This window comes from Arthrobacter sp. CAN_A214, assembly GCF_015751955.1.
Lineage (GTDB): Bacteria > Actinomycetota > Actinomycetes > Actinomycetales > Micrococcaceae > Arthrobacter_D.
On record NZ_JADOUU010000002.1, the window covers coordinates 290,420 to 305,891 of the forward strand.

Consider the following 15,472-nt stretch of genomic DNA (forward strand, 5'->3'; position numbering starts at 1 on the left):
CCGCGCTCCGCATTTCGCCGACGGCCCGGCGTTTCGCGAACCTAGGAAAGAAGGCGCAGGTTGAGGGCGTAGCGATACGGCCTGCCCCGGTTGACCTGGATTCCGGCCGTGACCGAGCACATGGCGATGGCCACCCAGATCAGGGCGTTGACAACCGCGAAGACTCCACCTACAGCAGGCAGGAGGGACAGGAGCCACGTAGCAAGGGCGAGTATCGTGGGCGGAAGAGTGAAGTTCAACGCCTCTTTGGACTCCTGCGCCGTAAACGGGCCACGGTCCTTGAAGATCAGGTAGATCAGCAGCGACGGCACGAAGCCGAGGATGCCGCCGAAATGGGCGAGGGTGGCGAACTGCCGGTCCTCGGAAGCCGTGAGTGGAAGCGCGTTTGCCGGAGAGCCCTCGAACGCGGACCGGCCCTCGTCAGGGCCGGTGTGCTGATGCCTGTCGGCGGTGTTGGACAACGTTCTTCCTTTGCTGCGCGGCGGGACTTCCCATTCGAACCGTTTCCCCAAGGATACTTTGGATCCAGGCGGGAGTCTGTCAAATTCCGGCCTGGGGCGCCGTCAGGAAGTCGATGACCTCCTCCACCCGCCCCAGGAGTGACGCCTCGACGTCGGCATAGGTGGTGACACTCCCGAGGATTCTCTTCCACCCTCTGGCAACGTCAGCGGAGTCTGAGTGCGGCCAGCCCAGTCCGGCGAGGATACCGGTCTTCCAGTCCTGGTGGCGTGGCACCACGGGCCAGGCGGCGAGGCCCAGGGCGCCGGGCTTCACTGCCTGCCACACATCCACATAGGGGTGTCCCACGATGAGCACGGAGCCGGCGGCGCCGCGCTGAGCCATCGCCTGCTCCGCGAGCCGGGACTCCTTGGTGCCCGGGAGGAGGTGGTCCACCAGGATTCCGAGGCGTCGGCCGGGGCCCGGTGAGAAAGCACGGACCGCTCCCTCGAGGTCGTCGATGCCATGGAGGGGTTCCACGACGATCCCCTCGTGCCGGAGGTCGTCTCCCCAGACCTTCTCCACCAGTTCGGCGTCGTGCTTGCCCTCCACCCAGATGCGGCTCGCCTTGGCCGTCCTTGCGCGGCCGCCCTCGACCCGCACCGACCCCGAGGCCGTGCGCTGAGGTCCGGCAGGCGCTGCCTTCGTAGGTGCAGTAACACGGACCGGGTTACCGTCGAGGAGGAATCCGTGCCCCAGCCGGAAGGTCCTGTGCCGCAGCTTCCGGTCCTCGAGGACCATCACGTGGAGCCCCCCGGACTTCTCCACGCGCACCACCGCGCCGACGAATCCGGTCTGCACGTCCTCGAGCACCAGGCCCGCAGCAGCCGCCACCTCCGGCAACTCGGTGCGCGCGGGCACGGAAATGTCCTGTGCCCCCCAGGCGTAGTCGGCCACTGCTGTATCTCGCTTCCATTTTCCGGTGGTATTCGTCCGGCGCTATTTACCCTGTTCCGGGGCCGGGCCGGATTTTCCAATGCTAACAATCCGCGCAGACGTACTAGACTTGGCACTTGGGTGTGTTGAGTGCCAATCGTTTCCGGTGCCGGCGGAAATGCCGGATAAGTGTCCTGGAGGTGATGAAGGATGAGTGAGCCACGGCGTCTGGAAGTGCTGCGGGCCATCGTTGAGGATTATGTCCATTCGCGGGAGCCGGTAGGCTCCAAGGCCCTCGTCGACCGCCATGGCCTCGGCGTCTCCTCCGCCACCATTCGGAACGACATGGCCGTCCTCGAGGAGGAGGGGCTGATTACTGCGCCCCACACGAGCTCGGGCAGGATCCCCACGGACAAGGGCTATCGGCTCTTCGTCGATCGCATCTCGGAGGTGAAGCCGCTCTCGGCTCCCGAGAAACGCGCCATCCAGGCACTGCTCGAGGGTGCGGAGGATCTCGACGACGTCGTCGACCGCACTGTCCGCATCCTCGCCCAACTGACCAACCAGGTGGCGGTGGTGCAGTTTCCCCGGCTCGGCGGTGCGGCGGTAAGGCACATCGAGATCGTGCTGCTCGCACCGCAGCAGGTCCTGGTGGTGCTGATCGCCACCAATGGAACGGTCCAGCAGCGGGTGGTACCCGTTCCCGGAACACTTCAGGAAGCGGAACTCGCGGACCTTAAACAGCGCATCCTCGGCGCGGTGTCCGGGGTCCGGCTGACGGCCCTGCCCGCCGAGCTCGCGCACGCGGCGCAGGTCTTGCCGCAGCACCTGCGCCATGCCGGCGGTGCACTGCTGAAATCACTCGAGCACCTGGCCGGACTCGGGCGGGAGGACCGCATCGTGCTGGCCGGAACAGCGAATCTGGCGCGGTCGACCGTCGATTTCCCCCTCAGTATCGGCCCCGTACTCGAAGCGCTCGAGGAACAGGTGGTCATGCTGCGCCTCCTGTCGGAGATGGAGCAGGACTACCGGGGAGTCTCGGTGCGGATCGGCAGCGAGAACCCCTACGGCGGTCTTTCGGAAGCCTCCGTCATCGCGACGGGGTACGGGCCCGATTCCGGGGCGAAGCTGGGGATCCTCGGCCCGACGCGGATGGATTACCCCACCACCATGGCGGCTGTGCGCGCAGTGGCACGATATCTCTCGCGGATCCTCGAGGAATAGCGCAGAGGAACTTCGTGCCGCGCGACCGGTGTCGGGAAGGAACGCGGCCCGTCGCCGGTTGATAGAGGAAACAGTCAGAACAGAGACCGAAATTCTGCGGGACACGCCGCGGGTTGCAGGATGAACAGTTCGTCAACAGGAAGTGATGTGCAGGAGTGAGTAATCACTATGAAGTTCTCGGTGTGGCGCAGGGTGCCAGCGGAGAGGAAATCAAGAAGGCCTACCGAAAGCTGGCCCGGAAGCTCCACCCCGACGTGAATTCAGGGCCGGACGCCGCCGAGGAGTTCAAGCGCGTCACGCACGCCTACGAGGTGCTGGCCGACCCGCAGAAGCGCAGGGTCTATGACACCACCGGCAATGAGAACGGAACCGACACCGGGTTCGGTGGCGGCTACTCCGGTTCCGGATTCGCCTTCCAGGACATTTTCGAGACGTTCTTCGGCGGCCAAAGCGGCCAGGGCGGGCCGCCCTCACGCATGCGCCGTGGCCAGGATGCCCTGATCAACGTCCGTATCGATCTGAAGGACGCCGTCTTCGGCACCAACAAGAAGATCGACGTCGACACCGCGGCCGTGTGCCCCACCTGTGACGGAAGCTGCTGCCAGCCCGGCACGTCGCCACGCACCTGCGACATCTGCGGAGGTTCCGGTCAGGTCCAGCGTGCAGTCCGGTCCATTCTCGGGCAAGTGATGACGACCGCGCCCTGCGGCTCCTGCCAGGGGTTCGGGACGGTCATTCCCAACCCTTGCCATGAGTGCAGCGGCGATGGACGCATCCGCGCGCGCCGCACCCTGACCATCAAGGTGCCCGCGGGCGTCGCCACCGGGACGCGCATCCAGCTGTCGGGCCAGGGTGAGGCGGGAACCGCCGGCGGACCGCAGGGTGACCTGTACGTGGAGATCCGGGTCAACACCGACTCGACGTTCCTGCGCGAGGGCGACGACCTCCATGTCACACTGAGCGTCCCCATGACCGCGGCTTCCCTCGGGACGTCGGTCCGGCTCGACACGTTTGACGGCGACCAGGAGCTTGCCATCAAGGCCGGGACACAGTCCGGCGAAATTTTGACGCTCCGCGGCCTCGGAGTCACCCACCTGCGGGGCAGCGGCCGCGGCGATCTGCGGGTTCACCTCAATGTCGAAACGCCGAGGAACCTCGATGCTGAGCAGGAGGAGCTGCTGCGCAAGCTTGCAGGCCTGCGCGGCGAGGAATATACCGACGGCCAGCTCGCTTCCAGCGGCTCCGGGGTCTTCGCACGCCTGCGCGAGCGCCTGGGCAACCTCTGACCGTGACGAACCCGCTGTTCTTCGGCGATCCTGCCGACGTCCGCTCAGCCACTGCCGGCAGCGTCTTCGAGCTGCGGGGCGAGGAGGCGCGGCATGCCGCGACGGTCCGCCGCATGGAATCGGGTGAGGCAGTCGATATCTCGGACGGGGCAGGATTCCGGCTCAGCGGTACGGTGCTTGACGCGGCACCGACGCTCCTGGCGGTGACCGTGAACTCCGCGGCACAGGAAGACCCGCCCCGAAACCGCCTGGTGCTCGTCCAGGCCCTGGCCAAGGGCGACCGCGACGAACAGGCCATCGAGGCCGCGACGGAACTGGGGGTCGACGGCGTCATACCCTGGCAGTCCGAACGGAGCATCGTGAGATGGCGCGGCGAGAAGGCCGACAAGGGTCGCCGGAAGTGGGAGGCAGTGGTTCGGGGAGCTGCGAAACAGTCGCGGCGCTCGTTCGTTCCCTCGGTGGACCCGTTGCTGAACAGCACCCAGCTCACCGCTTGGATTCCGTCCGTGGATCGGGTGTTCGTGCTCTCCGAGAATGCCGTCGAGTCGTTGGCGGACCGCATCACGTCCGGTACCGGTGCCTTGGCTGCAGGAGGTACCACCGCCGTCGTGGTGGGCCCGGAGGGCGGGATCAGCGGGAGCGAGGTCGACGGATTCGTCGGTGCCGGTGCGCTGACAGCGAGGCTCGGACCGCACGTGCTGCGGTCCTCTTCAGCAGGACCCGCTGCACTGGTTCTCCTGAATCAGCTGCTCGGACGCTGGTAGGCTCCGGGGCCGTCAACATCGGCCCGCTCTCCAGCTGCACTTGGCCGGGTCCGACTGCGCGCTCTGCAGTCGCACTCAGCCGGGTCCGGCTACTCGCGATTTCGGCTACTTGATCTCGATGGTCTTGGTGTCGGTGAACCGCTCGTGCTGCTTGCCGGCGTCGTCCGACTCAAGGCGGAAGACGCTGATCTCGTAGCGTCCCGGCGGCAGTGCGACGGTGAAGCTGTACGTGCCCGTGGTGCCCGCGGGGCTCTCCAGGTCGGTGGCGCCTTCCTTGACAGGGTCGCCGTCGGTAGTGTCTCCGTCAGCTGGTTCACCGTTTGCCACCTCCGCATCGGGGGCGCTGTCGATCCGCCATGACAAGGTCGACGAATCGGAATGCCCGCTCCCGGAAACCACGACCGTCGAAGGGTCACGGACTTCCCCGTCCTGGGGGTTGATGATCCAGACCGGCGCGACGAGCGAGTTGTCCCTCTGGAGTTCGCCACTGAGCTCGACGTCCCCGAACGCCCTGTACCCCGCTTCGCCGTCCACCAGCACCAACACCGAGCTCACCTCGCCGCCGGTGATCAGCCCGGCATTCGCGGCTGCCGCGGTCGCCGTGAAGACCAACTGCTGGACGGCGTTTTCCGCCATGCCGGGCGCCAGTTGTTCCTCGAATGCATCGGAGGAGATGTCGACGGTGATGACGTTCCGGGTGGAGATCGAGGAACTGACGCGGGAGGCAGGCGACCAGGGGGTGAAGAAATCCTCGTCGAGCGGCTTTTCGGCGGTCATGTGGCGCACCGCGTCGGCAATCGGGTCACCAGAACTGTTCGGTCCGGCCGCCGGCGTGAACTCCCGGTACAGCAGGACGCTGTCCTCCGGGTCCCCGGCGCGGCCCAGCCAGTACACCGGAAGGACGGTGCTCGGCGCTGAGCTCTGCGTGTCCGGCTCCTGCCGCGCCGCGGCCTGCGACCCGAGGTCGGCGGCGACGACATCGGAGCTCGACGGTGCCGACGGGGTTTCAGGTTCGCCGCTGTAGAACCCGGTGCAGCCCGGTAGTAAGAGGAGGCTGCTGACCAGGAGCACCCCTCCGGTGGAGAACAGGAGACCGCGAAGGCCGAGCCGGCTTTCGCGTAGTGGATTCGAGTTGCCCATCTGCCTCCTTCCCTTCCGAACAATTCCGGTGCACCGCGGCGCAGCGGGGTGCATTCGAAGCACCGTCGCTATATCCGGATAAAAGCTTGGCACAGCCACCGCGGGCGAGCACTGGAAAGGTGCAGTGCCGCCACTACTGAAACGGTATCGATACGAAGCTGATGCGAAGTTGGGATCTTTGATCGCTCGACTCCGATCGCCGGCAGAGGCGGATTTGGTCTTTCGCTTCAAGGGAAGTTCAGAGGCCCTCCGGTTGCCGTGCCGTACCATTAACCAAGGAAACTTCAGCAGATAAGGGGCGATCAAAGGCCGAACGGCCGTGCTATGAGCGAATTCTCACCGGGCACCACACCGAGCACTACAGGAATCAACGCAGCAGGACTAGACACCAGGATTCTGAGATTCGAATCGGGCGAACAGATGGTCCAGGCGCTGGGCACGAACGACGAAGCGCTGCAGCTCATCGAAACCTCCTTTCCAGGCGTGGAACTCCAGGCGCGGGGGAATGAACTCACCATCACAGGTCCAGCCGCGGACGTCCTGAGGACGGAGCGGCTTGTCGAGGAGATCCGGAGCATGGCGGACAAGAACGCTCCCATGAGCCCGCAGGTGCTCGATCAGCTGATCTCCATGCTGAAGACGCAGAGCGCCGGCCGCCCCTCGACCGCCCTTTCGGTGAACATCCTGACGTCACGTGGGCGCACCATCCGTCCGAAGACCCTCAATCAAAGCACCTATGTCGATGCCATCGACAGCAACACGATCGTCTTCGGCATCGGGCCCGCCGGAACCGGCAAGACCTATCTCGCCATGGCCAAGGCCGTCCAGGCCCTGCAGCAGAAGGAAGTGAACCGCATCATCCTGACCCGCCCGGCCGTCGAGGCGGGGGAGCGGCTCGGATTCCTGCCGGGAACGCTCAGCGACAAGATCGATCCCTACCTGCGCCCGCTGTATGACGCACTGCACGACATGATGGATCCCGACTCCATCCCCCGCCTGATGGCTGCAGGCACCATCGAAGTCGCACCCCTCGCCTATATGCGCGGACGAACCCTCAATGACGCGTTCATCATTCTCGACGAGGCGCAGAACACCACACCGGAGCAGATGAAGATGTTCCTGACGCGCCTGGGTTTCGGCGCGAAGATGGTGGTCACCGGCGACGTCACCCAGGTCGACCTTCCCGGAGGAACGAGCTCGGGGCTACGCGTGGTCAGCGAGATCCTTCAGGGAGTTGCCGATGTCCACTTCGCAGAGCTCGACGCTTCGGACGTCGTCCGTCACCGGCTCGTCGGGGACATCGTGAGCGCCTACAGCAGGTGGGATGAAGCCCAGGCCGCGGGATATTCCCGCAACGGGTCGAAGCCGGGTTCCGCGTGAGTGTCGAGGTCAACAACGAGTCCGGCTTCGAGGCGGACGAGACGACGCTGGTGCGCCTCGCCAACTTCATCTTCGAGGCGATGTTCGTCCACCCCGAAGCGGAGCTCTCCATCATCCTCGTCGACGTCGCGGCCATGGAGAAGCTCCACGTGGAGTGGATGGACGAGCCGGGGCCCACAGATGTCCTCTCCTTCCCCATGGATGAACTGAGGCCAGGCACCGCCGGCCGCCTGACGCCTGCAGGCATGCTGGGCGACGTCGTGCTGTGCCCCGAGGTGGCCACGAGCCAGGCCGAAGCCGCCGGCCACAGCACCGGGGAGGAACTGATGCTCCTGACCACTCACGGAATCCTCCACCTCCTCGGATTCGACCATGCCGAGCCAGAGGAAGAAAAAGAGATGTTCGGGTTGCAGCGCCAACTGCTCACCGAGTTCCTCGGCGGACAGGCACCCCAGGAGACAACCGCTTGATCATCTGGCTCCTCGCGCTCATGGGCCTGTCCTTCATCCTCATCGCGGCCCTCGTCACCGCAGCGGAGGCGGCGTTCAGCTACCTCCCACGGCAGGACGGCGAAGCCCTGCTGCAGTCCGCGAAAGGGGCGTCGCTCCGCCGGATCCTCGAATCGCCGGTTGCCCACATGCATGCGCTCCGTTTCTGGCGGGTGTGGTTCGAGATGGCGGGAGCTGTTGCCGTCGCCATCCTGTTCCACGACGTGCTCGACAACGTATGGCTCGCCGGGCTCCTGGCGACCGCAGTGATGGCAGGCATCGGTTTCGTCCTCGTCGGGGTCTCACCCCGCCAGCTGGGCCGCGCCCACGCGTCCGCCGTCGTGCAGTTCACCGCGGGTTTCGTCTCACTGCTGTGCACGCTGCTCGGTCCCGTTCCACAGTGGCTCGTGCGCATCGGCAGCACGGTGACGCCGGGGGCGTCGCTCGATGAAGCCGCGTTCTTCACGCAGGAGGAGTTCCGGGAGTTGCTGTCCCGTGCAAGCGACGCGGAGATGATCGAGGACAACGAGGCCGAACTGATCCACTCCGTCTTCGAACTCGGCGACACCAAGGTGCGCGCCGTCATGGTTCCGCGAACCGACATGGTCACTCTCGAATCCGGTTCGACCCTGCATCAGGCGTTGTCGCTGTTCCTGCGTTCCGGCTACTCGCGCGTTCCAGTCATCGGAGAGAGCTCCGACGACATCCTGGGCATCCTGTACCTCAAGGATGTGGTTGCTGAGCTGCATGGACGTCCGCCGCAGAGCCAGAGCCGATCGGTGGATCCGGTATGCCGCGAGGTGCGCTACGTTCCGGAGTCGAAACCGGTCGGGGACTTCCTCCAGGAGCTCCAGCGCGAATCGACGCATGTGGCGATCGTCATCGACGAGTACGGCGGAACGGCCGGTTTGGTGACGCTGGAGGACCTCATCGAGGAGATTGTCGGCGAGATCGTCGACGAGTACGATTCCGAGGTTCCGGAGCAGGAACAGCTCGACGACGGCACCTACCGGGTGAGCGCCCGCATGGCGATCGACGATCTGGGTGAACTGTTCGGCATCGACCTCGAGGACGAGGAAGTCGACACCGTAGGTGGCCTGTTGGCGAAGACCCTCGGGAGGGTGCCGATTGTCGGCAGTGAGGTGACAATTGATGGTATAGGCCTGCGCGCCGAGCGGCTTGAGGGCCGCCGGAACCGGGTGTCACACATCATCGTCTTCCTGCGGGAGCAGGATTTCCCGGACCAGCACACCAACGAGAAGGAAATGGCGGCAGAACATGAGTGGCGATAATCACAGGGCCGGGTTCGTGTCCCTGGTGGGCAGGCCGAATGCGGGCAAGTCCACCCTGACCAATGCCCTGGTGGGGCAGAAGGTCGCCATCACTTCGGCCAAACCTCAGACGACCCGCCACACGATCCGTGGGATCGTCAACCGGGAGGACTCCCAGGTTGTCCTCGTGGATACGCCGGGCCTCCACCGTCCGCGCACGCTCCTGGGCCAGCGGCTCAACGACCTGGTCGCGGACACGCTCTCCGAAGTCGACGCCGTGGGCTTCTGCCTGCCGGCGAATGAGAAGATCGGTCCGGGTGACCGGTTCATCTCGGAGCAGCTGGGGCGGCTCAGGCGCAAGCCACTTATCGCCGTCGTCACCAAGACCGACCTCGTGGACCGGCAGGCGCTGACGGAACAGCTCCTCGCCGTGGCCAAACTGGGAACCGATGTCCTCGGAGCGGACGGCTGGACGGATATCGTGCCGGTGTCGGCAGCGGACGGATTCCAGGTGGAGACCGTGGGAGAGGTGTTCAGCAGGCAGATGCCGCTTTCGCCCGTACTGTACCCGGGCGGCGAACTGACCGATGAACCCGAAGCGGTCATGGTGGCGGAGCTGGTGCGCGAGGCCGCCCTCGAAGGCGTCCGTGACGAGCTTCCGCACTCCCTGGCGGTGGTGGTCGAGGAGATGGTGCAACGGGAAGGCCGCCCGGACGACGACCCGATGCTCACTGTCTATGTGAACCTCTATGTGGAGCGGTCCTCCCAGAAGGCGATCATCATCGGCAAGGGTGGTGCACGGCTCCGCGAGGTGGGGACCAATGCCCGGCGCGGAATAGAAGCACTGCTCGGTACCCGCGTTTACCTCGACCTTCATGTGAAGATTGCCAAGGACTGGCAGCGCGACCCGAAGCAGCTCGTTCGTCTGGGGTTCTGACGCTGGCAGAGCCCTACCCATGTGGAAGAGGCCATTCATGAGCAACCGACGTTCGATCCGGCCCGCCGGTGCTTCCGTTCCCGACTCCGGCGACCGGGATGTCGTAGGGATCCCGGGCGGCCGCCACCTGGGAAGAACGCGTGCCGGGCGCGGCCTGGTGATGGTCGCGTTCACGCTCGCCGCCGTGCTGGTTGCGCTCGTCGGATTCGTCGCCATCCAGCTGTTCCGTCTCCAGGCGAACGTCGACACGCAGCCCCTCAACCTGGGGTCGGGCCAGGAATCGGCGCTGCCGGTGGACCTGAACACCGACCCGGTGCAGATCCTGATCCTCGGCACCGACACCCGCACCCGCCCCGGCGGCAAGACCGCGGGGGGAGAAACCCTTCCCCCGGGAGGCGGAAACTCCGATGTGATGATGCTGATGAACCTCTCCGCGGACCGCGAGGACGTGACGGTCCTCAGTTTTCCGCGGGACCTTCTGGTTCCCCTGCCCAGTTGCCTTCCGCCGGCCGGCGGAGAACGCTCGACGGCCATGGACCTCGGCCAGCTCAACGGTGCCCTTGCCTCCGGCGGACCGGGCTGTACTGTTGCAGCAATCAACAGCCTGACAGGCCTGAGCATCGACCACTTCATGATGGCCGACTTCGACGCCGTGAAGGAACTCTCGGAAACCCTCGGCGGCGTCGAGGTCTGTGTCACCGAGCCCGTGGAGGACGAGTACTCGGGGCTGAGCCTACCCGCGGGAACCAGCGAGGTGGAGGGCGAGCAGGCCCTGGCGTTCCTGAGGACGCGCCATGCTTTCGGCGACGGCGGCGATGCCGGAAGAATCAAGGCACAGCAGGCCTTTCTCGCCTCGATGGCGCGGAAGGTCCAGGCCGAGGAAACCCTGAGCAATCTTCCCCGGCTCTACTCCATCGCCGAGACGATCACGCGCAATTTGACGGTCGATGACGGCCTGTCCCAGGTGACGGCCCTCCTGAAGCTGGCCGACCGGGTCAAGGACGTGGACCTTGGCAACATGGCCTTCGTGACTGTACCGACCATGCCCTGGGAACTGGATCCCAACCGGCTGGTCCTGGATGAGGAAGCGGCCGAGCCGTTGTTCGCCGCGATGCGCGAGGACCGCAGCCTCACCGAGCCGTCCCCCTCACCGTCGCCGGCGCCCTCCGGGGACTCCGGTTCGGACGAGACCGAGGCGCCGGCTCCCGCACGCCCCGCCATCGACGCCGCCGCCGTTCCGGTCACCGTGGTGAACGGTACCGGATCCGCAGCACGCGCGACCCGGGTGCAGGCGATGCTGGTGGCGGAGGGCTATGAATCAGCCCAGACACTGGAATCGATTGGAGCGCCGGTCACCCAGGTGTACTTCGGCGCCGGCTACGACGCCGCAGCAGCGGAGATCGCGGCCCTGTTCGGGATCGATGCTGCCCAGCTGATCCCCAGTCCCTCGGCCGTCGGCGTCGAAGTGCTGGTGGGAGCCGACTTCCTGACAGGTGTCACCGTCAAACCCGATCCGCTGGGTGGCCAGCTGCAAGGACAGACCGCCGAGGAAGAGGTGTGCCAGCAGGCATCGGGGTTCTAGCGCAGCCGAGGTTACCGAACCGAACCGTCACCAGATACGGACGCGCTGGTCCGGTTCCAGCCAGAGGCCGTCCCCCGGGGTGGTTGCGAACGCCTCGTGGAACTCGTCGAGATTCCGCACCACCTGATTGCACCGGAACTCGTTCGGTGAGTGCGGGTCGACCGTGATGCGGCGTGCCGCCTCTTCAGGGCGAATCTTCTGGCGCCAGCAGCGAGCCCACGAGGAGAAGAACCTCTGTGCGCCCGTCAGTCCGTCAAGGACCGGTGCTTCGGCGCCGTCGAGACTGATGAGATAGGCCAGGTAGCTGATGCTGAGACCACCGAGATCGCCGATATTCTCCCCCAGGGTCAGTTCGCCGTTCACAGTCTGGGTGGGCGCCTCCACGGGCGCCAGGACGGCGTACTGGTCGACGAGCTGTGACGTGAGGGCGTCGAAGGCCGACCGGTCCTTGTCCGACCACCAGTTGGCCAGCGCGCCGCGGCCGTCGAACTGGGACCCCTTGTCGTCGAAGCCGTGCCCGATCTCATGCCCGATGACGGCGCCGATGGCGCCGTAGTTCACCGCCGGATCAGCACCGGCATCGAAGAACGGCGGCTGGAGGATGGCTGCCGGGAAAACGATCTCATTCATGGTGGGCATGTAGTACGCATTGACCGTCTGGGGGGTCATCAACCAGGCCCCGCGGTCGATCGGTCCGCCGAGCTTGCCCAGCTGGCGCCGGTGTTCGAACTCGCTCGCGCGGCAGACGTTGCCGAACAGGTCGCCCGCCCTGATGTCCAGCCGTGCATAGTCGATCCACTCGTCCGGGTAACCGATCTTCGTGGTGAACTGGGAAAGCTTCAGCAGCGCCTTGTCTCGGGTCTCCTCACTCATCCAGGCCAGGGACGAGATGCTCCTCGAGTAGGCTTCGATGAGGTTCGCCACCAGCTCGAGCATCTGCTGCTTGTGGCTCTCCGGAAAGTGCCGTGCCACGTACTCCCTGCCGACCGCTTCTCCGAGCGACCCTTCCACCAGTGCGACACCCCGCTTCCAGCGCTCCTTGAGCCGGGGGGTGCCGGCGAGGTGCGTTCCGTAGAAGGCGAAAACGACATCGACGAACGGCTCGTCGAGGTAGTCCGCCGCGGAGAGAAGGACGCGGCTCGCAAGCCAGTCCTTCCAGGCAGGCAACGGCACCGTCGACAGCGCGCCCTCGACGCCGACCAGGTAGTCCGGCTGCGACACCACCAGCTCTGCTGCCTGGGAGGCATCGTCAGTGATCACCGACAGCCACGCGTCCGTGAAGGAGGCCAGCCCGGCCGCACCCTCCAGGGTGGTCGGATTGTAGGTTTTCTGCGGGTCCCGGCGGTCCACCGTGCTCATGTGGAACGCTGCAAGTACCGTCTCCAACTCGAGTACGCGTGCTGCGGCCTGGCGAGCCCCGGCATAGCCGGCCAGTTCGAAGAGCTCCTCGAGCAGGGAGCGGTATTTTTCGCGGGTTCCGACGAACTGCGGCTCCCGGTAATAGGACTCGTCGGGCATGCCGAGCCCCGACTGGTACACGTGCAGCAGGTACCGGTCGGGATTACCGGCGTCGTTGCTGACATACGGCGCGCAGACTCCCTGGATGCCGGACCGCGTGAACTCGGCACTCAGGCGGATCAGTCCCTCCGTATCCGACACGCTGTCGATGCGGGTGAGCATGCCTTCGACGGGGGCAAGGCCCTGCTCGGCGATGCGCGCGGTATCCAGGAAATCCGCGTAGAGCGTCCCGATCTTCGTGCTGTCGCCTGTACTGTCACCTGCACTGTCGCTGGGAGCGACGGACTCGATGATGCTGCGCACGGCGAGCTCCGAAGCGTCACGCAGGGCCGTGAAGGAGCCCTCCTGTGACCGGTCCTCCGGAATGTCGGTGACTTCCAGCCACTCGTGGTTCACCGAACGGAAAAGGTCGTCCTGCGGGCGGACGCCGGTTTCCACGGCGTTCGCATAGTTCCTGGTCTCTACCATTGGTGCTCCTTCGTCAATTCCCCATCGGTTCTGCCGGCACTGCGCCAAAAGCCCATTCTAGGTGGCGTGCTATCGTGGAAAAATGCGCGCAGAGCTGACCCTTCTTATCTGCCGCGGCGAGGTTTCCTAAGCCCCCGAGCTTGTTTCAGCTGCTGGCCACACCTCGCTGCGGAGTCCGTGTTGCCCGGCCGCCAGCGCTTAGTAGGTTCAAGAGATAAGGCCAGCCCCCATGCGAAACGCACAAAAAACCTCCGGAATGCCGTTCTCCAAATACACGCCGTTCCAGGATCAGATCACCGTTGAACTCCCGGACCGCACCTGGCCGGACAAGCTGATCACCAAGGCGCCGCGCTGGTGCGCGGTGGACCTCCGGGACGGAAACCAGGCGCTGATCGACCCCATGAGCCCCGAGCGCAAGCATCGGATGTTCGACCTCCTGGTCGGCATGGGCTACAAGGAGATCGAGGTGGGCTTCCCGTCGGCGTCACAGACCGATTTCGACTTCGTCCGGCAGCTCATCGAGGGTGACCGCATCCCCGACGACGTCACCATCCAGGTCCTCACGCAGGCCCGTGAGCACCTGATCGAGCGCACCTACGAATCCCTTGAGGGCGCGGACCGTGCGATCGTGCACCTCTACAATTCCACCTCCGTGCTCCAGCGCAGGGTCGTCTTCAACCAGGACCGCGACGGCATCATCGATATCGCGCTGCAGGGCGCGAGGCTCTGCCGCAAGTTCGAGGAGAGCCTCGGCAACACCCACGTCACGTACGAGTACTCACCGGAGTCCTTCACCGGCACCGAACTCGATTTTGCAGCACGCATCAGCAACGAGGTGGCAACGGTCTTCGAAGCGTCAGCGGACCGCCAGATGATCCTCAACCTGCCGGCCACCGTGGAGATGGCTACCCCCAACGTCTACGCCGATTCCATCGAATGGATGTGCCGGAACCTGGAGAACCGCGACAACATCATCGTGTCCCTCCACCCGCACAATGACCGCGGAACGGGCGTTGCCGCGGCGGAACTGGGCTATCTGGCGGGAGCGGACCGCATCGAGGGATGCCTCTTCGGGAACGGCGAGCGGACGGGCAACGTCGATCTCGTGACCCTCGGGATGAATCTCTACAGCCAGGGCATCGACCCGCAGATCGACTTCTCCGACATGGATGCCATCCGCCGCACCGCCGAATACTGCAACCAGCTGGCGGTGCCCGAGCGCTCCCCGTACGGCGGTGACCTCGTGTTCACTGCCTTCTCCGGCTCCCACCAGGACGCCATCAAAAAGGGCTTCGACAGCATGGAGCGCGACGCCGCAGCCGCCGGTGCCACTGTCAATGACATTCCCTGGGGCGTCCCCTACCTGCCGATCGACCCCAAGGACATCGGCCGCAGCTATGAGGCAGTCATCCGGGTCAACTCGCAGTCGGGCAAGGGCGGCGTGGCATACCTCCTCAAGAACGAACACAGCCTCGACCTGCCACGGCGCGCACAGATCGAATTTTCCGGGGTCATCCAACGCCGCACCGAGACCGTGGGCGGCGAGATCAGCGGACCCCAGCTGTGGGCCGCTTTCCAGGACGAGTACCTGCCGACGCGCGCAGCCGGGGAGCCGGGCGCAGGCAGCGCCGGGCAGTGGGGCCACTACGCCCTCACCTCGGTGAACACCGACACAGCCGAGGACGGCCAGTTCAAGCTCACCGCGACCCTTGTGGTGGACGGCGTGCAGCAGCGGCGGTCATCACAGGGGAGCGGTCCGATCGCGGCCCTGCTGGAGATCCTCGGCCAGGACGGGGTGGACGTGCGCGTGCTCGACTATACGGAGCATGCGCTGTCCTCCGGAGGGAACGCGAGGGCAGCCGCCTACGTCGAGTGCGCCGTCGGCGAACGGGTCCTTTGGGGTATCGGAATCGATGCCAACACCACCATGGCAGCACTCAAGGCCGTCGTGTCCGCCGTCAACCGCGCCATCCGGGACAGCGACTGACCCTGCTGGAGTGCCAGATCCTGCCCCAGGGCTCCCGGTGGGAACGAGGTAGG

At 65.5% G+C, this 15,472-nt stretch carries 13 protein-coding genes; 9 read left to right on the forward strand and 4 right to left on the reverse strand.

From position 1 onward, the window contains the following. Positions 1 to 41: 41 nt before the first annotated feature. Positions 42 to 461, reverse strand: a complete 420-nt coding sequence (locus tag IWX65_RS03235) for a DUF4870 domain-containing protein (RefSeq protein ID WP_196880999.1) — start codon at positions 459 to 461, stop codon at positions 42 to 44. A 79-nt stretch (positions 462 to 540) separates the two neighbouring features. Continuing rightward, entirely contained in the window at positions 541 to 1,395 is an 855-nt protein-coding gene (locus IWX65_RS03240; RefSeq protein ID WP_196881000.1) for a DUF3097 domain-containing protein, read from the reverse strand. Positions 1,396 to 1,584: 189 nt separating this feature from the next. On the opposite strand from IWX65_RS03240, the gene hrcA reads away from it, so the two are divergent. The 3 genes from hrcA (at position 1,585) to IWX65_RS03255 (ending at position 4,648) form a co-directional block, all read left to right on the forward strand. Continuing rightward, positions 1,585 to 2,598 (forward strand): heat-inducible transcriptional repressor HrcA, encoded by a 1,014-nt coding sequence (hrcA, locus tag IWX65_RS03245; RefSeq protein WP_196881001.1) that lies wholly within the window; start codon positions 1,585 to 1,587, stop codon positions 2,596 to 2,598. Positions 2,599 to 2,753: 155 nt separating this feature from the next. Then, the gene (dnaJ, locus tag IWX65_RS03250) at positions 2,754 to 3,884 is read left to right on the forward strand and encodes a molecular chaperone DnaJ (RefSeq protein ID WP_196881002.1); all 1,131 of its coding nucleotides are present in this window, start codon (positions 2,754 to 2,756) and stop codon (positions 3,882 to 3,884) included. 2 nt (positions 3,885 to 3,886) lie between these two features. Continuing rightward, positions 3,887 to 4,648, forward strand: coding sequence for a 16S rRNA (uracil(1498)-N(3))-methyltransferase (locus IWX65_RS03255; protein WP_196881003.1), 762 nt, complete (start codon positions 3,887 to 3,889; stop codon positions 4,646 to 4,648). Positions 4,649 to 4,753: 105 nt separating this feature from the next. Here the strand turns inward: IWX65_RS03255 and IWX65_RS03260 are convergent, their stop codons facing one another. After that, positions 4,754 to 5,788, reverse strand: a complete 1,035-nt coding sequence (locus IWX65_RS03260; RefSeq protein ID WP_196881004.1) for a GerMN domain-containing protein — start codon at positions 5,786 to 5,788, stop codon at positions 4,754 to 4,756. 324 nt (positions 5,789 to 6,112) lie between these two features. Between IWX65_RS03260 and IWX65_RS03265 the strand changes: the two genes are divergently transcribed. The 5 genes from IWX65_RS03265 to IWX65_RS03285 are packed head-to-tail and all read left to right on the forward strand — an operon-like array spanning position 6,113 to position 11,446. Then, on the forward strand, positions 6,113 to 7,168 hold the full coding sequence (locus tag IWX65_RS03265; protein ID WP_196881005.1) for a PhoH family protein: 1,056 nt from the start codon (positions 6,113 to 6,115) through the stop codon (positions 7,166 to 7,168). Then, positions 7,165 to 7,638 carry an rRNA maturation RNase YbeY gene (gene ybeY / locus IWX65_RS03270; protein ID WP_196881006.1) on the forward strand — a complete coding sequence of 158 codons (474 nt, stop codon included), beginning with the start codon at positions 7,165 to 7,167 and terminating at the stop codon, positions 7,636 to 7,638. The genes IWX65_RS03265 and ybeY overlap by 4 nt, the downstream gene beginning before the upstream one ends. Positions 7,639 to 7,658: 20 nt before the next feature. Beyond that, on the forward strand, positions 7,659 to 8,948 hold the full coding sequence (locus IWX65_RS03275) for a hemolysin family protein (RefSeq protein WP_442859158.1): 1,290 nt from the start codon (positions 7,659 to 7,661) through the stop codon (positions 8,946 to 8,948). Then, positions 8,935 to 9,864, forward strand: coding sequence for a GTPase Era (era, locus tag IWX65_RS03280; protein WP_196881008.1), 930 nt, complete (start codon positions 8,935 to 8,937; stop codon positions 9,862 to 9,864). Before IWX65_RS03275 ends, era begins: the two co-directional genes overlap by 14 nt. A gap of 37 nt (positions 9,865 to 9,901) precedes the next feature. Continuing rightward, positions 9,902 to 11,446, forward strand: a complete 1,545-nt coding sequence (locus IWX65_RS03285) for an LCP family protein (RefSeq protein ID WP_196881009.1) — start codon at positions 9,902 to 9,904, stop codon at positions 11,444 to 11,446. 27 nt (positions 11,447 to 11,473) lie between these two features. Here IWX65_RS03285 and IWX65_RS03290 read toward each other — a convergent pair whose 3' ends face one another. Next, positions 11,474 to 13,432: a M13 family metallopeptidase gene (locus IWX65_RS03290; protein ID WP_196881010.1), complete on the reverse strand. Its 1,959-nt coding sequence runs from the start codon at positions 13,430 to 13,432 to the stop codon at positions 11,474 to 11,476. A 229-nt stretch (positions 13,433 to 13,661) separates the two neighbouring features. Here IWX65_RS03290 and leuA point away from each other — a divergent pair, with 229 nt between their 5' ends. Further along, positions 13,662 to 15,419: a 2-isopropylmalate synthase gene (gene leuA / locus IWX65_RS03295; RefSeq protein ID WP_196881011.1), complete on the forward strand. Its 1,758-nt coding sequence runs from the start codon at positions 13,662 to 13,664 to the stop codon at positions 15,417 to 15,419. Positions 15,420 to 15,472 lie beyond the last annotated feature (53 nt).